The following is a 19,052-nucleotide window of genomic DNA, read 5'->3' on the forward strand; positions in this document are numbered from 1 at the left end:
TTTCCTCCTCTTTAAGTGAACGCCACCAAAGTTCTTCCTTGATGGGTCTGTTGGGCAAAGCTTTGGAAAACTTTTGGCAAGTCAGCCAAAGATACTGTTTCTACCTGCAGTTTATCATAATCTATTTTAAATTCCTCAGTGAAGGCTTGCCAGATTTGTTGGCGCTTAGGATAAGGCGTATTCACCGAATCGATACCTAACAAATTAACGCCACGTAAAATAAAAGGAAAGACGGTGGTGTTCAATTTGAAGCCACCGGCATTACCAAAAGCGGCTACCGCACCACCATAGCTGATTTGCGGCAACAGGCGACTTAAGACTTCGCCGCCCACTGCGTCAATGACGTAATCATAATTTTGTGGCGCCAAAACTTTCGGCTCACTTTGTAACAGTTTTTGCGTGGCTAAAATTTCTGCGTGAGGTAAACGTTCTAAATAAGGAGCTTGTTCTTTTTGACTTACTAAGGTGACCTTAGTAAAACCTAATTTTTCTAAAATAAGACTTGCAATACTACTAACACCACCAGTTGCTCCAGTAATCAATAGGCGATGTTCTGGTTGCATCCCATGAGCTAACAGCGCATCAATGGCTAAACCAGCCGTTAAACCCGCAGTACCTAGCATCATAGCTTCTTTTGTTGTCATTCCACTGGGAAGAGGTACCACCCACTCTTTTTTTAAACTCGCCAGTTGACTAAAGCCGCCATTATGACTGACGCCTATCTGATAGCTAGTAGCAATTACTTTTTGGCCCACAGTAAATTCCGGCACACGACTAGCCAATACTGTACCTGCTAAATCAATGCCTGGAATTAAGGGATAGTGGCGAAGCACGCCGCCTTTAGGTAAGGTTGCCAAGTAGTCTTTATAGTTTACGCTAGAATACTCCACTTGAATTAATACATCTTCTGCCGGTAAAAAGTTTTGCGGAAAAGTTTTGACTGTTGCTGTAACTTTTTCCTCCTCTTTTTCTATCACCAAAGCTTGAAATTTTTCCATTAGACAAACCTCACTTTTATTTGTGTTTAAAAATAGTTTTCTTAAGTAAAAATAACAGAAAGCTCTAACTGCTCTAACTATAGGAAAGCAAGGGAAAACTGTCAAGAAAATTCCCAGCATAATCTTGAAATTTTCCAAGATAAATAGAAGGAAACGAACAATTTTTTTCACAAGTAAAATTTTTGAGGAAAAGGACTAGCTTATTTTTGTAAAGCTGTTAAACTAATTTGCGAGACCAAAATTACGGTCTTTTTTTGACAAGCTTTCACAAAAAAAGATAAAGGGGTTGAAAAAGTGGAAAAAACGATTATCGCGTTCCAAGATGTGGTGAAACAATACGAAGACACCCAGGATGCTGTGCTGAAAAACGTTAGCTTTGAAATTGAGGAAGGGAAGTTCTATACGCTGTTAGGCCCGTCTGGCTGTGGGAAAACCACGATTTTACGGATGATTGCGGGTTTCACAGAAGCAACCTCAGGGGATATTTTTTTTAACGGCAAACGCATCAATGACGTGCCAGCCAACAAACGACCTGTCAACACGGTCTTTCAAGATTACGCCTTATTTCCCCATATGAATGTTTTTGAAAATGTCGCCTTTGGTTTAAAAATCAAAAAGCTGCCAAAAAAAGAAATTGAAAAAAAAGTTATTGATGCTTTAAAGATGGTGCAACTCGCCGGTTATGAGGATCGTGAAATTAATGAAATGTCTGGCGGACAACGGCAACGGGTGGCCATTGCCCGAGCGATTGTCAACGAACCTTCTGTTTTATTGTTAGATGAACCCTTGTCAGCGCTGGATTTAAAATTGCGAACTGACATGCAATATGAATTACGAGAACTTCAACAACGCTTAGGGATTACTTTTATTTTTGTGACCCACGACCAGGAAGAAGCACTCGCCATGAGTGATGTGATTTTTGTCATGAATAAAGGCAAGATTGTTCAATCCGGCACACCGGTGGATATTTACGATGAACCTATTAACCACTTCGTTGCTGATTTTGTGGGAGAAAGCAATATTGTTGCCGGCACCATGGTGGAAGATTACCGCGTGGAATTTGTCGGGAAATCTTTTGAATGTGTGGATGGGGGGATGCGTCCTAATGAACCTGTTGAAGTGGTCATTCGTCCAGAAGATTTATCCATTACGACGCCTGAAAAAGGCAAGTTGGTGGTGAAAGTCGACACTCAATTATTCCGTGGTGTCCACTATGAAATTATTTGTTACGATGCTGACGGCAATGAATGGATGGTTCATTCCACTCGTAAAGCCAAAGAAGGTAGCAAAGTCGGTTTATCCTTTGAACCTGAAGATATCCACGTCATGCGCTTCAATGAATCTGAAGAAGATTTTGATGCGCGGCTGGAAAGCTACGAAGAGTAAGGAGGAGAGAACGTGACCAGAACAAGACGCTTTTTTGGAGTTCCTTATTATCTTTGGCTGTTGCTTTTTGTCATTGCCCCAGTACTATTGATTATTTATCAGTCTTTCTTTGATATGAATGGCCAGTTTACCTTGAGTAACTATGCGGCTTATTTTTCTTCAGGGACCTATTTAAAAATGACCGGCAATTCTGTCTGGTATGCTTTTTTGATTACCCTGTTTACGTTATTAGTGAGTTATCCTACTGCTTACTTTTTAAATAAAACGAAACACAAAGATTTGTGGTTGATGTTAATTATTTTACCGACATGGATTAATTTGCTTTTAAAAGCATACGCTTTTATCGGTTTGTTCAGTATCCACGGTTCAGTGAATACCTTTTTGAGTTTTCTAGGTATCGGTCCGAAACAAATTTTATTTACCGATTTTTCCTTTATGTTTGTAGCGGCCTATATTGAAATTCCTTTTATGATTATGCCAATTTTTAACGCGATTGAAGAAATTAATCCGTCCTTAGTGTCGGCTTCCCGCGATCTTGGCGCAAATAGTTTTGAAACTTTCCGGCGCGTCATTTTTCCTTTGTCCTTAGAAGGAGTAAAAGCCGGCATCCAAGCTGTTTTCATTCCTTCTTTGTCCTTATTTATGTTGACACGACTCATCGGGGGGAATCGCGTCATTACTTTAGGAACGGCGATTGAAGAGCACTTTTTAGTGACCCAAAACTGGGGGATGGGCTCGACCATTGGCGTTGTTTTAATTATCGCAATGCTCATTGTCATGGTCCTCACAGGAGAAAAGAGTCGCAAAGGAGGACGTCGTTAATGAAAAAGAAAAAATTTAGCTTTACACAACTGTATTTGATTATTATTTTTGTTTTACTCTACTTGCCAATTTTTTATTTAATTTTTTACGCCTTTAACGCTGGCGGTTCCATGAAAGAATTTACAGGCTTTACTTGGGATAATTTTGCGGCGGTCTTTGAAGATTCACGGCTGTTGGTTATCTTGCTAGACACCTTTAAACTAGCTTTCTTATCCGCTTTAATTGCGACTTTAGTAGGAACTTTTGGTGCCATGGGCATTTATTACGCTAAAAAAAGACGGACGCGGACGACGCTGCTCAGCTTAAATAATATTTTACTTGTTTCACCCGACGTCATCATTGGCGCCAGTTTCTTGATTTTATTTACGATGGTAGGCTTAACATTAGGTTTTACCAGTGTCCTTTTAAGTCACGTGGCCTTTAGTATCCCCATTGTTGTCTTAATGGTTTTACCAAAGTTGCGGGAAATGAATGACTCCATGGTAGATGCAGCTAGAGATCTTGGAGCCAATACTTTTCAAGTAGTAAAAAATATTATTTTACCCTATTTGACTCCGGGGATTATTGCCGGCTACTTTATGGCCTTCACTTATTCTTTAGATGATTTTGCGGTAACGTTTTTCGTGACAGGAAATGGTTTTACTACCTTATCCGTTGAAATTTACTCACGGGCTCGCCAAGGAATCAGCTTAGAAATCAACGCTTTATCCGCCTTAGTCTTTGTTTTCTCTTTACTATTGGTGGTGGGTTACTACTTTATTAGTAAAGATAACTTATCAAGAAAACAAAAACGTTCCCGCAAAGCACAAAGCGAGGTGGCTAACCTCCTATGAAAAAACTAAACACTTTATTTTTAGGGATTATCTTAATCATCTTACTTTTAACCGTGGGAGCTAATCGGATTGAACATGCCAAAGGACGAGCTAACGCTGATGTTGTAACGATTTACAACTGGGGAGATTACATCGATCCAGAGTTGATTACAAAGTTTGAAGATGAATCGGGTTATAAAGTGAACTACGAGACATTTGATTCCAACGAAGCGATGTTTACTAAAATTCAACAAGGGGGGACAGCTTATGATATCGCCATTCCCTCTGAGTACATGATTGAAAAAATGATGGAAGAAAAATTAGTGCTCCCGATTGATCACAGTAAGTTAACGGGGCTAGAAAATATCGATGCGCGCTTCTTGGATCAAAGCTTCGATCCTGGCAATCAATATTCTATTCCTTACTTCTGGGGAACGTTAGGAATTGTTTATAACGATAAGTTTGTCGCCCCTGAAGACATTCAGCATTGGGATGATTTATGGAACCCAGCCTTAAAGGATAGCGTAATGCTGATTGATAGTGCGCGGGAAGTTCTAGGACTCTCTTTAAACTCGCTAGGATACTCTTTAAACAGCAAAAATATGACGGAAATTAATGAAGCGGCTAAAAAACTGAGTAGTCTAACTCCGAATATTAAAGCAGTTGTCGCGGATGAAATTAAAATGTACATGATTAACGAAGAAGCAGCTGTCGCGGTAACTTTTTCCGGGGAAGCTGCCGACATGATGTATGAGAACGAACACTTGCATTATGTTATTCCTACTGAAGCTAGTAACTTATGGTTTGACAATATTGTTATGCCCAAGACTGCTAAAAATATTGACGGTGCCTATGCGTTTATTAATTTCATGTTGAATCCCGAAAATGCAGCGCAAAATGCCGAATACATTGGTTACTCGACGCCAAATAAGACAGCGCTTGAGCTGATGGATCCTGAAGTTACCAGCGATCCACAATTTTATCCAGATGATGAAGTCATTTCCCATTTGGAAGTCTATCAAAACTTGGGGCCAGAATACCTAGGCATTTACAATGATAAATTTCTAGAATTTAAGATGTACAGGAGATAATGGCAAAACTCAGCGAGAATGGGGATTTATCAACGTTCTAAAAAGCTAAAAATCGTCTTTATTCTATCTGAGTTTTCCAATCTTCTACCAAAAGCGGCTGAAAAGCCGCTTTTTTTGTGTTATTTTATTTTTTCTACCACGTTTTTCTACCAGAGATACTTTACTAGAAGAGCTTTACGATAGAGATTTTTACCAGACGATGTTGAAAATAAAAAGACAGAAACGCTTGACCGTATATAGATAATTATCTATATTGTATATAGATAATTATCTATATACAATTCAATAGGAGGTCCTCCATGGAAAACTATGAACAGATTGCTACCATCATGAAAGCCTTAGCTGATCCAAAAAGGCTGAAAATTGTTGACTTACTTTCTACAGCTGACTCTCTTTGTGCATGTGAAGTGTTGGAGCATTTTGACTTTACTCAACCGACATTATCACACCACATGAAGCTTTTAGAGAAGGCAGGAATTGTCAAAGTAACGAAAAAAAGTCAATGGCATCATTACGCTTTACAGGAAGATTTTGTTGAGGATTTCCTAGTAATTTTGAAGGAACTTCTTATCAAAGAAAAATCAATTAGCTAGTAAGCGATAGGAGTCTTATGAATGAATAATGTATCTACGGAAGTAACTGAAAAACCTGCAATAAATTTTTTCGAGAAGTATCTAACAGTTTGGGTATTGTTATGTATGGCAGCAGGTATGCTAATCGGAAAGTTTTTACCTAGTGTCGCAGACCGATTAGAAAGCTATCAAGTGTTAAATACAAATATTCCAATTGCCGTTTTAACTTGGGTTATGATTTTCCCAATGATGATGAAAATCGATTTTAAATCAATACTGAATGTCCGAAAAACATATCAGGGGATTATGATCTCTAGCATTACAAGCTGGCTAATTAAGCCGTTCTTGATGTTTGGCTTAGCCTCTTTCTTCTTTTATGTTGTTTTTAGCAATTTTATCCCAGCAGACTTAGCAAAAGACTATGTGGCTGGAGCCGTTTTGTTAGGGGCAGCGCCATGTACCGCTATGGTTTTTGTTTGGTCAAACCTTACAAAAGGTGATCCAGCGCATACCTTGGTTCAAGTATCAATTAACGATTTATTAATCATTGTCCTATTTGTACCAATTGTTTCCTTCCTTTTAGGAGTAAATAATGTGTTTGTACCATGGAATATTCTCTTTGCCTCCGTACTACTATTTGTGCTAGTACCGTTAGTTGGTGGGGCATTAACGCGATACTTCATGATAAAACGTAAGGGAATTGATTACTTTAACAATCGCTTCTTACCAAAGTTTGACTCCATTACAACGATTGGCTTGTTATTGACATTGGTAATCATTTTTACTTATCAGGGGGATATTATTTTAAACAACCCGTTTCACGTTCTCATGATTGCCGTGCCTTTAGTCTTACAAAATATTATTACCGCAAACTTTGCTTATTTTACTTGTAAATGGACAAAACAGCCTCATAATGTGGCAGCTCCAGCAGCTTTGATTGGTGCTTCCGACTTTTTCGAGTTATCGGTTGCCGTAGCAATTACGCTTTTCGGTGTCAATTCACCAGTTGTTCTAGTGACAACTGTAGGCGTTTTGACAGAAGTACCTGTTATGTTGTTATTAGTAAAATTGATTAATGGAACGAAAGATTGGTTTCCAACAAAAGGAGAAAATGAATGAAAAAAATCTATTTCTTATGTACAGGTAATTCCTGTCGAAGTCAAATAGCGGAAGGATTTGCAAAAAAATACTTAGACGATTCTTGGGAGATTCGAAGTGCTGGAGTTGAAACTCACGGCCTGAATCCTAGAGCAGTGACTATAATGGAAGAATCTGGAATCGATATTTCGAATCAAACATCTGATTTGATTGATTTGGACTACTTTAATCAGTCCGACATGATTATCACTCTTTGCGGTGACGCAGCAGATAAGTGTCCCATGATTCCAAAGGAAAGCACTCACCTTCATTGGGATTTAGTAGACCCCGCTAAAGCAAAAGGATCTGAGGAAGAAATTAGAAGTGCCTTCCGAAACACAAGAGATGAAATCGAAAAGAGAATGATTGAATTATCGAAGCAGTTAAATGTGTAATTCAAAAAGGGGTGGGGGAAGGTATGTGGACTTGGATTAGCGACCAATTATTGAAAATGGTTTGGCTAAATGATTTGATGGGGAAATTAATTGAGCGTTTTGGACTTTCAATCGATAGCAAGATAGGGGCAAGTCTTCAGTTCTTTCTGTTTGATACAATTAAGATTTTTATCTTATTAACGATATTAATTTTTGTCATGGGGATTATTCAGACTTTTTTTCCACCTGAAAGAACCAAAGTATTGTTGGGTGGCTTAAAAGGTTGGAAGGGGAATTTACTGGGAGCACTTTTGGGTACAGTTACGCCTTTTTGTAGTTGTTCTAGCATTCCAATTTTTATTGGGTTTACAACCGCTGGATTACCGTTAGGAGTAACCTTCTCCTTCCTTATTTCCTCACCAATGGTTGATATTGCCTCAATTATCCTGTTAATGTCTTTCTTCGGCTGGAAATTTGCGATAGCTTATGTTCTTTTAGGATTACTGCTAGCTGTAATTGGAGGTACACTCATTGATAAATTACACCTAGAGAATGAAATTCAAGATTATATTCGCGAGATGGAGGAAGGTCTTAGCCAAGTTGAAACCTATACCATAAAAAAAAGAATGGCTTATGGTTGGGGGCAAGTGAATGAGGTTGCTAGTAAAGTCTGGCTTTATGTATTAATTGGGGTTGGGATTGGTGCGCTCATTCATAATTGGATTCCGACCAGTTTTATTCAAAGCATCCTAGGTAATAATAATCCGTTTGGCCTGATTATTGCGACCTTAATTGGGGCACCAATTTATGCAGATATTTTTGGTGTTCTCCCAATAGCAGAAGCGCTATTCTCAAAAGGAGTGCCAGTGGGAACTTTGATGGCTTTCATGATGTCTGTCACAACGTTGTCTTTGCCGTCATTAATCATGTTAAGTAGAGTGGTTAAACCTAAATTGTTAGGAATCTTTATCACAATTTGTATTGTAGGTATTTTATTGATTGGCTTTACTTTCAATAGTATAGCTTTATAAAAAGTTAAGGGGGATTAGATAATTATGGAAATCAAAATTGTAGGTCCAGGTTGTAAAAACTGTCAAAAGTTAAAAGAAAATGTAGAAACAGCAGTGTCGGAGTTAGGCATTACGCCGACAATTACAAAAGTCGAAGATATGGCTGAAATCGTGAAAGCTGGTGTGATGAAGACGCCAGGACTGATTATTGATGATAAATTAGTTGTTAGTGGCCGAGTTGCAAAACCAAAGGAAATCAAGGAGTTATTGCAAGAGGCTTAAAAGAGATCAAAGATAGATAAATCACTGAATGTTTGGAGATATTCGAAAGAAGCATAAAATAATACTGTAAAGACAAACTCCAGGTCGGGTTTCGCCACAAGCGAATTACCCGATCTGGAGTTTTGTCTATTGCAGGGAGGCGCAGCCGGACTGCATGAATAAAGCCCCCGGTTCTAACAGGGGGCTAACAAAGAACAGGAAACTGGGACAACTACCCATTTGGGAGTGTCCTAGCAGTGTTTTCTTTGTCACATGCTTATAGAGCTTGTCACTTTATTTTGATGATGGATACGCTGCGTTTAACAGACGTTCTTTCTCGACTTCCATCACGAATGGTAGATAGAGATATTGCTGTTCTAGTAGGTATTGATTGTCCTCTGTGTACTGATAAGAAGCGGTTTCTTTTGAATAGACCAACGGAGCAATTCGCACATCCCCGGTTGATTGATTGATTGAGTATAGAAGAATGGCTTTTTCTACTAGTTTCTTGGGCAAATGTTTCCCAAAATAGGAATAGGATTCTTGATTTGCTAAATAGACGAGTAAGCGATCCACACTAAAGTTGGAGAAGGTAAAGGGCATCATGTGCAGAATATGATTTTGATTGTCATGGTGTAAATAGAGCTGCGCTTCTTTACCAAAATTGGTTGAACCAAGGTAAAGCCGCTTTTTCTCGTCGATACATTGGAAAGTAAACTGATCTTGTTCAGTTGGTGGAACGAGGTTTGTAATAAAAAATTCAACCATTCGATCCATTTCTTTTTCACTGACAAGATCTGCTTGTTTCAGTTCGTCTACTATCAGTCCTTCAATCTTAGGATCAAGCTTACCTGCCTTCTTTTGAAGCATTTCTAAAATGTATTGGTTTTCTTGCTCACCATACAAAAGATATTCGTTGGTGACATGGCCTATTTCTGCAATTTGGTGAAGGGTTTCGGTTTTTGGAAGGTTAATCCCACGTTCCCAGTTATTGACTGTACTTCGCGGTAAATCACCAATTAGTTTGCCAAATTTCTCCATACTCAACTTTAACTCTTGGCGAATCTGCCGAATTCGATTGCCAACTGCTTGCTTGTCTATCTCCATGAAAACTCCTCCTCATGATGAGTTCTTAAATTCAGTATACTTGTGTACTTAAAAAAAGTCAAAATCTATTGACTTAAAATAAATACAAGCGTACAATTGATTCGTACTTAAAATAAGTCTATCGGTTCTTTGACAAGTAAATAGCAGAAGGAGGTTTGTCTATGAACCAAGTTAATCAACATGATCTCGGTGAAGCCATTCGAGTTTCTCGAGAAGAAAGGGGGTGGACCCAGCGATATTTAGCAGAAAAAGTGGGAATTTCGAGATCGTTATTATCGAAAGTAGAAAAAGGAACGAGACGATTAAGTGAAGAAAAACTGAATCTTGTATTGGATAGTTTGCAAGAAGAGATTGTTCCAGTTAATCGTGTTTTGATTGATTATCTAACCATTCACTTTTTCTCGAATCAACATTTAAAGTTGATTGAAGAGATTATTGGCATGCCTATTGAACGCTTTGAGGAATTGGATTATGCACCAAAGGGCTATATTGGGCAATATGTTTGGAATCAAGTAATCACGATTCGGTATTCCATTGACGATACGGTTAAAGGAACCATAATGGAGTTTTCAGGTCAAGGCTGTAAACATCTTGCCATGCGTTTGAAGACCGCAAAATCAAACTGGCAAGAGTTCTTCCGTAAGGTATTAGATTATCAGGGAAACTTTACACGGATTGATTTTACTTTAGATGATTTTGTGGGGAGTCTCAGCATTCCAGAACTTAAGCGTAAGGTAACACTAGGCCATGTATGGACCACGTTTCAAGTGAGTGAATCTCATGGCGGGACGGATATCACAAATAATGAATCAAATGGCGAGACCTTGTATTTAGGCTCAAAGAAGAGTCAATGTCGCTTTTGTTTTTATCAGAAGGATTATGAACAACGAAAGCGAAGAGGAATACCACTTGAAGAGGCAGAAGTGAAAAATCGCTTTGAACTACGGTATCGAAAAGAGAAAGCACAAAGCTTGGCAAAGATTATTTCAAGATCCCATGATTTAACCAAACTGTTCTTTGAGTTACTTAATGGAGCAGTTTGTTTTTATGACCGTGATCCAAATGATCCAGGTGCAAAAGTTGATAAAAAATGGGCAGCCTTTATTGGCAATCATGGCGCAATCACTATTTCTTTAGAGACAATTCCTCAAAGCTTTGAGAAAAGTATGAATTGGTTAATTCATGGTGTTTCGCCATCGCTAGCTTTTATAGCACAAGTGGATCAAACGTTTCATTCTTCCTTGTTGTCTTTGATTATTGAACAAGGAGAAATGAATCCAAGACAGATTAAACTTCTCCAAAATATGAAGGCAGACCCAGAATATTATCAGGAGGAGGTTGAGTATTATGAACGAAAACTACAAAGTATATCAAATGAGAAAACAAGCTACTAAAAAAGCAAAGTACTGCTTACACAACAAGTTGTGCAACGTACTCCGCCTCGACAAGACGAGTATAACACAACCATTGAATGAGAAACAATTGATTATAAAGAGGATTAATTTAAAAGGAGTAAAGTATCAGGGGGTGAGAGAATGGAAACAAAATGTGATTTCATGGTAAATCGTGCAATTTTGATAGAGATGGGCTTTAAACCTAGTCAAGCTGCACGAATGATTAAAGAGAGCAAAACGTATCTTGCAAGGGTTGAAGGTATAGATTTTTATAACAATCGCCAAGTTGGTGTGGTACCATCTCGAGTGATTGAACATCTTTTCCACGTACAAGTTGCGGAATAAACAGTACAAGCGCGGTACAATTAAAGTAGCTTTTCTCGAGTATAGAGAGGAATGGTACGATGCCAAAAATTAAAAATATTTATCAAGACAAAAAAACAAAAAAATGGTTCTTTCGAGCATATCTAGGTATAGATGAAAATGGAAGAAAGGTTCAGAAGACTAAACGAGGCTATGCTTCACAAAAAGATGCCAAAATTGCTTATGACAAGTACATGGAAACACATGATTTTAACAAGACAGTTCCTAATCAACTGTGTTCTACCAATCAAATGACTTTCGAAGAGTTTTACAAGGATAGGTTTGTAAAATGGTATGAGAGACAGGTGAAAAGTCAAACATATGAGAATGCGCAATTTATATTCGAAAAGCGAATGCAGTTTTTCTATCATTTTCGTGTTCGAGATATTACAAGTCACGATATTGAGGATTGGCTATTTGAACTAAGCCAGACAGAGTCACGTAATTCACGGAAAAAAGTCAATGGCGAAACGTTATCAAAGTCTTATATCAATCGGATTCGGGGACACTTAAAGATTGTATTGGATCGGGCTGTTAAAGAGGGGGTGATTGCTAAAAATCCCGTTGAAGATGTTTCTTCGCTTCCCTCTGAGAATAAGAAAGTTGAGTTTTGGGAACACAGTGAGTTTCTAAAAGTGATGAATGAATTGAAGGACGATAAGATTCAAACCCACCATCGGAAGATTGTGTATGAAATGCTCTTTTATACTGGCATTCGGATTGGAGAACTTGAAGCTTTGTCTTGGTCAAATGTAGATTTCGAGAAAAACACGATAACGATTGAGAAGACACTAATTTATAATACAAAAAATGATTGGTATTTTTCGACTCCAAAAACTAAATGCGCTTATCGAACGATTGGGATGGGGAAGAAGCTTTCCTTAAAGCTCAGACAATGGTATGACTTGCAAAAACGAATTGGAAATTTTGAATATGTTGCTCAGTTGGACGGAACTTTTACGCCACCTTATTCTTTTGCAAACTGGTTAAAAGAGGCTGCTAAAAAAGCGGGCGTCAAACCGATTAAGCTTCACGCGCTACGACATTCTCATGTTGCATTTCTAATTGAGCAGAATATTCAACCGCTATCTATTCAAGAACGATTGGGCCATGCGAATATTCAAATTACTTTAGGAACTTACGGTCACTTATATGCAAAGTCAGATCAACAAGTAGTTAACGCTATTGATTATGTTCAAGAGGGCGCTATTCTTTCGAAAAATGACGATTTATTGCCAGTCTGAGTTTTCCACTACGCTACCAGAAGACAGACAAATGCTTTCGTACCAGTGTTTTTGGTTGAGTTGCTCCTGTTTAAGATGTATCGTAAGTAAGGGTACTCCTCAATGAAAGTAGCGTGACAGACAAAAAGAACTGTCCTTTTTAGAGAAATAAGATGAAGACTCGCATAACTTTTGTGCGAGTCTTTTTTGGCGATTAAATGACTGTGAAATATAAAGATAGCCGGAAAATATTTTTAAAACTTTAAAAAAAAATAGTAGTGAAAGGTGATATAACAGACCAAAGTTCTAAGTAAAAGTAGGTCTTATGGCTGATTCCTTTAGGATTTTGCTAGGTTAAGATAACAAGTGAATTGTTAGCAAACATAAGGAGGAGCAACATGAAAGTTATTGAAGCAAAACAAATTGTACGAAGTTACGGTTCCGGTCCCACCGCTTTTCAAGCGTTAAAAGGTGTGGACTTGACGATTGAAAAGGGCGAGTCTGTTGCAATTATCGGCAAGAGCGGCTCGGGGAAGTCTACGTTAATGCATATCCTTGCGCTTTTAGATCAACCGACTAGTGGCGAATGTAAATTGTTTGAGGAAGAGACAACAGCGATTAAGAAAAAAGCTTTGAATAAATTACGAAATGAAACGTTTGGTTTTGTTTTCCAACAATTTTTCTTGAATCCTAAAGATACGGTGTTGGATAATGTCGTGCTACCATTAAAAATTGCGGGTATCACCGGAAAAAGAAGAAAAGCCATGGCTATGCAGGCACTAGCTGCTGTGGAGCTTGCAGATAAAGCCCAAAACAAAGCAAACGACTTGTCAGGAGGACAGAAGCAACGGGTTTGTATCGCCCGAGCGCTAGTCAATCAACCTGAAATTATTTTTGCTGATGAGCCCACGGGAAATTTGGATTCCACCACCGGCGAAAAGGTAGAGGAACTTTTATTCAAATTAAATAAGGATCAAGGAATTACTTTAATCATTGTTACTCATGATCCAGATTTAGCGGCGCGTTGTGATCGACAAATAAAAATTAAAGACGGACTCGTGGAGGTAGCCTGATGAAATTCAAAGACAGTCTTGGACAAGCTAGCACAAATTTATGGCGGAATAAAGGACGGACTATTTTAACAATTATTGCTATTTTTATTGGAGCTTTTACAATCTCCATGACGATTGGTATTAAAATTGGGGTCAACGATTATATTGATAAACAAATTAATAATGTCGGACGAAATGATTTGTTACAAATTGTCAAAAAAACGGAAGGGAGTTCGACAGCAACAACTGATGGGCCAGCTGAGTATCATGCGGAAACGGGTAGTGCTGAAGCGGCTAGTATGATTAGCCAAAAGGATCTCACTGCTTTAGAAAATTTTTCAGGCTTAACAACAGTAAAACCAGGAGAATATTTTTCAGTGGATTACATCACTGGTGCTTGGGGGAAAAAATTTGTCCTCTCGGCTTCTAATACGGATGGTATTGATGTGGATTTAAAAACAGGTAAGCAAGTATCACAAAATGGAAATGCTTTAGAAATTGATATTTCACCAGACTACGTCAAGGCATTAGGCTACGATTCTCCTAAAGCAGCACTAAATCAAAGCGTGCATCTTGGGGTCTCGTCCCAAGCCACGGGTGTCCAAGAAGAGGTAACGGCAACCATTGTAGGGGTGCGCAATCCGAGCATTGTCAATAATGGTGATGCTGTGGTGAGTGAAGCGTTAGCTGAAAAACTCATTGCAATTAATCAAACAGATTTGCCAAAAGCGATGCAAGGACAATATTATTACGTAACGGCGGTAGTTAAGAACCCCACCGATGAAAATGTCGCAAAAATGAAAGATACTTTAGCTAACGCTGGGTATAATGCCAGCACCTTTGCTGATCAAGTGGGGATGATTCACTCTACTGTAGATGCGATTACTGGGGTGTTAACCTTATTTGGAGGAATTGCTTTACTAGCAGCTAGCTTTGGTATTATCAATACCTTATTTATGTCGGTACAAGATCGTACGCGAGAAATAGGTTTGATGAAAGCAATGGGAATGGGTCGTGCTAAAGTATTTGCTTCTTTCAGCATTGAAGCGCTGTTAATCGGTTTTTGGGGTTCAGCTTTAGGCGTTCTTGCAGCTTTAGGTGGTGGAGCGCTTTTAAATAAAATTGCGACAGATTCTTTTCTTACTGGCTTAGATGGCTTTCAATTAGTACAATTTAATTTCTCGGCCATTTTTGCTATTGTGGCAGTGATTATGTTGATTGCTTTTCTAGCAGGAACGTTACCAGCCAACCGAGCAGCACGATTGGATCCTATTAAAGCTTTAAGATACGAATAAAAAAATTTTGCCGGCTAGCTGATTCGTCTTGAAGAGAGGGGAATTGGCTAGCTTTTTATGATGGAAATCATTTTCAACGTTGCGGTAATATTTCTTTTACGTTGTTACTAGTCACGTTCAATTGGAAAAGATATACTAAGGACCATAGCATAATAAATATTTTACCAGGAAATGGTTCTGGTAAAGTTAGGAAGATGATTTTGATGAAAACGATTATTTTAAGTTTGCGCCCCACCGTTTTTCCCGCTCTCCTTAGTGGCTTAAAACGCTTTGAATACCGGCACACTTTTCCTGCTGATGTCTCCCAAGTTTATCTTTATTTGTCTTCACCAATGAAAGCAGTTGTGGGGGAACTCACCGTGGGGAAAAGAATTTCTTTAAATCAATTGCTGGTGGAAACGACAGATGAAAAAACAAAATCCCGCTTGCAAATTTTAACGGAAGAGGGTGCACGCTGGGCCATGCCAATAAAACAGTTAAGTCTTTTTCAACAGCCCATTTCCTTAACTACTGCGCGTAACTTTAATGAGGGATTTGTGGCCCCGCAATCTTATTGTTATCTAGAGCGTTATCCGCAATTGGCAGAACAGTTAGTGCAAAGTAGACGGCAAAAGAAAATTACTTGGCCGCTTGCTTCCACGGAATATTTACTTGGCTATTCTTGTCAGGAAATCTATCGCTTACCTACTTTTAAAAATTTGACAGGAGAATATTTAGGACAGAAAATTAAGGTTTAACAGAAAAGTCCCACAAGATTAGCGTTTTGCTGCTAATTTTGTGGGACTTTAAAAAAATATTTTACTTAGCGAATCTTCCGCCACATGGCGATAATCATCATAATGATTAAGCTCAGAGAAATTAAAACGGTGACTCCCCACCCGAGGTTCGTGAAAGGCAAGTCGACGTTCATGCCGAAAAAGCCAGTTACGATGGCGGGAATAGTTAACAGTAGCGACCAGACTGTTAAAAATTTCATGGTATCATTTAGATTGTTGTTTAACAAGTTATTGTAAGTTCCTTGGAGCTGTTCGATAATCTTTGAAGCTAGATCAATCATTTCCACGGCTTGGTTGGCTTCAATCAAAGCGTCGTCCAATTGTTCTTTTTCGCTAGCATTTAGTTTGCGGTAAACTTCTAACGCTTTAAATTGCGTTAAGAGCCCCGCGTTTTGCCGCGTCGCACTCACTAAGTAGACTAAGCCAATCTCTAAGTCAGAGAGCTCTAAAAGGTGTTTATTCGTCGTTTTTTCTCGCAACTTATGATTTAAAAGCGTGCGCTGCGCGTTGACTTCTGCTACTAAAGGAAAATAACCATCGGAAATGACAAACAAAGCGTGGAATAAAAGACTGTAGGTGCCCGTGCTGGTATTTTTTGCTAAAATATTGCGAATCAAGGGTAGCACATAGGCGGTACGATCTGTGACAATCGTAAATAATAAATTGTCCTTCACGATAAAAGTAAGCGGGGAAGTCTCGTAATGATTGTTGGTTTTCGTTTGGTGGGGAACATTAAAAATTAATAGAAAAGTTTCTGCCAGACTATCGTATTCCACCCGCGCACGTTCGTGTTGGTCAAGGGAATAAGAAATCAATTCATCAGAGAGCTGGTAAGTAGTGCTAATTTTGGCAATGGCTGCAACGTCACTGCCATCAACCGTAATCCAAAAATTTTCGCTATTGTGAAAAGGAATTTTTTCCATCTGCTCTGCCTTCCTTCTGTTTAAGATGCCGGAATAATATTATTGGGAATTGTGAAACCAGCTTGAGTCAAAGCCTCCACATAAGCTTTTAGAAAAGCTTCTTTGGTGCTGGCTTGCCGGCCGTTCACGGTATAAAGGATGGTACGATAAGCAAAGTTGCCGTTTCCTAAATCCACTAAGCCAAAGACGTTAGGGCCATCGGTAATCTCTGGGAACTCTACTTTTAATTTTTCGTTGACATCAACAATTAAAGTAGCAATTTTATCCAAACCTTCTTCGGGTAAAATACGAATATCAATAATCGCTTGCATATTGCTGCGAGACAAATTACTAATGGTGGTAATATTGCGGTTGGGAATAAAGTGTACCGTGCCGTCGTAACTGCGCAACTGCGTGGTACGAATCCCCACTGAGGTTACCGTACCCTCAATGTTGATGTTTAAAAGTTTAACATAATCCCCCACATCTAATTGGCGTTCTAACAAAATAAAAAAACCGGTAATGATGTCGTTCATGAAACCTTGCGCACCTAAACCAATGGCAATCCCGACAATCCCCGCCCCAGCAATGAGTGAACCTACCGGCACACCAAAGATGGAAAGTAGCGCGTACAGATAAAAGAAATACAACGTATAAACGTAAAGATTATCTAAGAGGGTGCGAATGGTTTTAGTGCGAGCTTGGGGCCGATCTTGCTTGTGTAGATAGCGAAGATAAACATGGTGAATAATGCTTTTCCCGCCCTTTAAGAGGAGTAAAAAGATCAGGGTGGTAAGGAGCAGGGTAATCCCCTTACTAATGATGATGCCTAAAATTTTATCCCAATCGATATTTTGCCAATATTTAGTCCAAGCGCTAAAATTTTCTTGGGTTTGTTGGATAATTTCGTTGCCAGTAGAATCTGTGGTGTTCATAGTGACCTCCTTATATTCATGGTCAATTGTAACAATTTTACTGCCAGATGAAAAGTTTTCCAACAAGTTACGATAATTTTTCGTCCCTAGTGCGGCTTTTTTTTTTACGATATTTCGACTATACTTAATGAAAAGTGAGGGAAGACCATGTTAAATTTAACTAGCTATTTAGCGCTAGGGCAAACGACTTTAAGTAATGGCTTATTAGATTATTATCACGAGCTAGGCTTAACGGACGCCCAGTGTTTATTATTGATTCAATTATTTCGCTTCCAACAAGCTGGCGATTTTTTTCCAGCGCCAGAGGTCTTAAGTCAAAAAACCGGGAAAGGCATTAACGAAATCTATCAGTTACTGTCGCAATTGCAAGAAAAGAATTGTTTGACGATTACGACATATCAAGACCAACATAAAATGAAATATGATCGTTACGATTTGACGTTAATCTTTGCTACTTTGGAAAAATTTTTGGCGCAAAAAAAAGCTACTGCTAGCCAAAAGCAACAACAAGGCGAGCAGCAAAAACTTTTTCAAATGTTTCAACAAGAATTTGGTCGCAATTTATCGCCTTTTGAATTAGAGACGGTAACGCAGTGGCTGGAAGTAGATCATTATAGTGTGGAGTTGATTCAGTTAGCCTTGAAAGAGGCTGTCTTGAACCAAGCTTTTAGTTTAAAATATATGGATCGGATTCTTTTGAGTTGGCAAAAGAAAAATATCACGACGAAAGGTCAAGTTCAAGTAGAACAAGAGCGCCATCAAAAAGAAATCGACCAGAAAAAGGCGCAACAAACGAATACTGAAGTAGCCGACTTACCAGAAATTCCTTTTGTCCCTTGGGCCAAAGGAACAGAGGAGGGACAAAGATGACCCGCAGTAAAAAAAGTATTCAGGCTTGTCTTTTGGCGATGCAAGAACTTTTCCCCCACGCTGCTACCGAATTGAAAGCAGCGACGCCCTTTCAATTTTTAGTGGCGGTGATTTTAAGTGCGCAAGCCACCGATGTCTCGGTAAATTTGGCGACGCCTGGTTTGTTTGCGGCTTTTCCGGATGCCGAAAGTTTAGGGCAAGCGCCTTTACAAGCGGTGGAAGCAAAGATTCAACGGATTGGCCTGTATAAAAGCAAAGCCAAAAACATTATTGCTACTGCGAAAATTATCCACGACACCTATCACGATCAGTTACCAGAAAGTATGGAAGAATTAATTCAACTCCCTGGGGTGGGGCGTAAGACGGCGAATGTCGTCCGGGGCGAAATTTTTAACATTCCTAGCTTTGCTGTAGACACTCATGTGGAACGGGTTTCAAAACGCTTGCAGTTTGTTACGCAAAAAGCCAGCGTCTTAGAAGTAGAAGAGAAATTACGTTGGGCACTCCCGGAAAGTCAGTGGGTGCAAGACCATCACACGATGATTTTCTTTGGTCGCTATCATTGCACGGCTCGCAAACCGCAATGTATAACTTGTCCATTGCTAGAAACTTGTAACTTTGGACAAAAATATGTCGCGCAACAAAATGGAAAATAACCACGCAAAAAAGGTT

Annotated in this window: 21 protein-coding genes; 17 read left to right on the plus strand and 4 right to left on the minus strand. The window is 39.0% G+C overall.

Going from position 1 to position 19,052, the window contains the following annotated elements; translation table 11 throughout:
• Positions 1-11 precede the first annotated feature (11 nt).
• Positions 12-998: an acrylyl-CoA reductase family protein gene (locus tag FFM57_RS00100; protein ID WP_170999823.1), complete on the minus strand. Its 987-nt coding sequence runs from the start codon at positions 996-998 to the stop codon at positions 12-14.
• A gap of 294 nt (positions 999-1,292) precedes the next feature.
• On the opposite strand from FFM57_RS00100, the gene FFM57_RS00105 reads away from it, so the two are divergent.
• From FFM57_RS00105 to FFM57_RS00145, 9 genes are all read left to right on the plus strand, one after another.
• Positions 1,293-2,384, plus strand: coding sequence for an ABC transporter ATP-binding protein (locus FFM57_RS00105; protein ID WP_137598493.1), 1,092 nt, complete (start codon positions 1,293-1,295; stop codon positions 2,382-2,384).
• Positions 2,385-2,396: 12 nt separating this feature from the next.
• Positions 2,397-3,206 (plus strand): ABC transporter permease, encoded by an 810-nt coding sequence (locus FFM57_RS00110; RefSeq protein ID WP_137598494.1) that lies wholly within the window; start codon positions 2,397-2,399, stop codon positions 3,204-3,206.
• Positions 3,206-4,039, plus strand: a complete 834-nt coding sequence (locus FFM57_RS00115; RefSeq protein ID WP_137598495.1) for an ABC transporter permease — start codon at positions 3,206-3,208, stop codon at positions 4,037-4,039. Before FFM57_RS00110 ends, FFM57_RS00115 begins: the two co-directional genes overlap by 1 nt.
• On the plus strand, positions 4,036-5,109 hold the full coding sequence (locus FFM57_RS00120) for an ABC transporter substrate-binding protein (RefSeq protein WP_137598496.1): 1,074 nt from the start codon (positions 4,036-4,038) through the stop codon (positions 5,107-5,109). Before FFM57_RS00115 ends, FFM57_RS00120 begins: the two co-directional genes overlap by 4 nt.
• 299 nt (positions 5,110-5,408) lie before the next feature.
• Positions 5,409-5,702: an ArsR/SmtB family transcription factor gene (locus tag FFM57_RS00125; RefSeq protein WP_005471753.1), complete on the plus strand. Its 294-nt coding sequence runs from the start codon at positions 5,409-5,411 to the stop codon at positions 5,700-5,702.
• 21 nt (positions 5,703-5,723) lie between these two features.
• Positions 5,724-6,800 carry an ACR3 family arsenite efflux transporter gene (gene arsB / locus FFM57_RS00130; RefSeq protein WP_029487212.1) on the plus strand — a complete coding sequence of 359 codons (1,077 nt, stop codon included), beginning with the start codon at positions 5,724-5,726 and terminating at the stop codon, positions 6,798-6,800.
• The gene (gene arsC, locus FFM57_RS00135; RefSeq protein ID WP_137598497.1) at positions 6,797-7,213 is read left to right on the plus strand and encodes an arsenate reductase (thioredoxin); all 417 of its coding nucleotides are present in this window, start codon (positions 6,797-6,799) and stop codon (positions 7,211-7,213) included. Before arsB ends, arsC begins: the two co-directional genes overlap by 4 nt.
• Before the next feature lie 23 nt (positions 7,214-7,236).
• Positions 7,237-8,223: a permease gene (locus FFM57_RS00140; protein WP_137598498.1), complete on the plus strand. Its 987-nt coding sequence runs from the start codon at positions 7,237-7,239 to the stop codon at positions 8,221-8,223.
• 24 nt (positions 8,224-8,247) lie between these two features.
• Positions 8,248-8,484, plus strand: a complete 237-nt coding sequence (locus FFM57_RS00145) for a thioredoxin family protein (RefSeq protein WP_048720939.1) — start codon at positions 8,248-8,250, stop codon at positions 8,482-8,484.
• Positions 8,485-8,757: 273 nt separating this feature from the next.
• Here FFM57_RS00145 and FFM57_RS00150 read toward each other — a convergent pair whose 3' ends face one another.
• Entirely contained in the window at positions 8,758-9,570 is an 813-nt protein-coding gene (locus tag FFM57_RS00150; RefSeq protein WP_048720937.1) for a helix-turn-helix domain-containing protein, read from the minus strand.
• Between the two features lie 161 nt (positions 9,571-9,731).
• On the opposite strand from FFM57_RS00150, the gene FFM57_RS00155 reads away from it, so the two are divergent.
• From FFM57_RS00155 to FFM57_RS00180, 6 genes are all read left to right on the plus strand, one after another.
• Positions 9,732-10,964 carry a replication initiation factor domain-containing protein gene (locus tag FFM57_RS00155; RefSeq protein ID WP_137598499.1) on the plus strand — a complete coding sequence of 411 codons (1,233 nt, stop codon included), beginning with the start codon at positions 9,732-9,734 and terminating at the stop codon, positions 10,962-10,964.
• A 141-nt stretch (positions 10,965-11,105) separates the two neighbouring features.
• Positions 11,106-11,309 (plus strand): DUF3173 domain-containing protein, encoded by a 204-nt coding sequence (locus tag FFM57_RS00160; RefSeq protein WP_048720931.1) that lies wholly within the window; start codon positions 11,106-11,108, stop codon positions 11,307-11,309.
• Between the two features lie 59 nt (positions 11,310-11,368).
• Entirely contained in the window at positions 11,369-12,571 is a 1,203-nt protein-coding gene (locus FFM57_RS00165) for a site-specific integrase (protein WP_137598500.1), read from the plus strand.
• Between the two features lie 377 nt (positions 12,572-12,948).
• A complete protein-coding gene (locus FFM57_RS00170) occupies positions 12,949-13,623 on the plus strand; it encodes an ABC transporter ATP-binding protein (protein ID WP_137598501.1) in 675 nt (224 codons plus the stop codon).
• The gene (locus FFM57_RS00175) at positions 13,623-14,897 is read left to right on the plus strand and encodes an ABC transporter permease (protein ID WP_137598502.1); all 1,275 of its coding nucleotides are present in this window, start codon (positions 13,623-13,625) and stop codon (positions 14,895-14,897) included. The genes FFM57_RS00170 and FFM57_RS00175 overlap by 1 nt, the downstream gene beginning before the upstream one ends.
• 203 nt (positions 14,898-15,100) lie before the next feature.
• Positions 15,101-15,634 carry a hypothetical protein gene (locus FFM57_RS00180; protein WP_137598503.1) on the plus strand — a complete coding sequence of 178 codons (534 nt, stop codon included), beginning with the start codon at positions 15,101-15,103 and terminating at the stop codon, positions 15,632-15,634.
• Between the two features lie 65 nt (positions 15,635-15,699).
• On the opposite strand, the gene FFM57_RS00185 is transcribed toward FFM57_RS00180, so the two are convergent.
• Together FFM57_RS00185 and FFM57_RS00190 are read right to left on the minus strand one after the other, a co-directional pair.
• Positions 15,700-16,596, minus strand: coding sequence for a magnesium transporter CorA family protein (locus FFM57_RS00185; protein WP_137598504.1), 897 nt, complete (start codon positions 16,594-16,596; stop codon positions 15,700-15,702).
• A 20-nt stretch (positions 16,597-16,616) separates the two neighbouring features.
• A complete protein-coding gene (locus tag FFM57_RS00190; protein ID WP_137598505.1) occupies positions 16,617-17,510 on the minus strand; it encodes a mechanosensitive ion channel family protein in 894 nt (297 codons plus the stop codon).
• Between the two features lie 147 nt (positions 17,511-17,657).
• On the opposite strand from FFM57_RS00190, the gene FFM57_RS00195 reads away from it, so the two are divergent.
• Together FFM57_RS00195 and nth are read left to right on the plus strand one after the other, a co-directional pair.
• Entirely contained in the window at positions 17,658-18,380 is a 723-nt protein-coding gene (locus tag FFM57_RS00195; RefSeq protein WP_137598506.1) for a DnaD domain protein, read from the plus strand.
• Positions 18,377-19,036, plus strand: coding sequence for an endonuclease III (gene nth / locus FFM57_RS00200; RefSeq protein WP_137598507.1), 660 nt, complete (start codon positions 18,377-18,379; stop codon positions 19,034-19,036). Before FFM57_RS00195 ends, nth begins: the two co-directional genes overlap by 4 nt.
• Positions 19,037-19,052: the final 16 nt, after the last annotated feature.

Origin of the sequence: Enterococcus nangangensis, from assembly GCF_005405245.1 — a bacterium.
Taxonomy (GTDB): Bacteria; Bacillota; Bacilli; order Lactobacillales; family Enterococcaceae; genus Enterococcus_J; species Enterococcus_J nangangensis.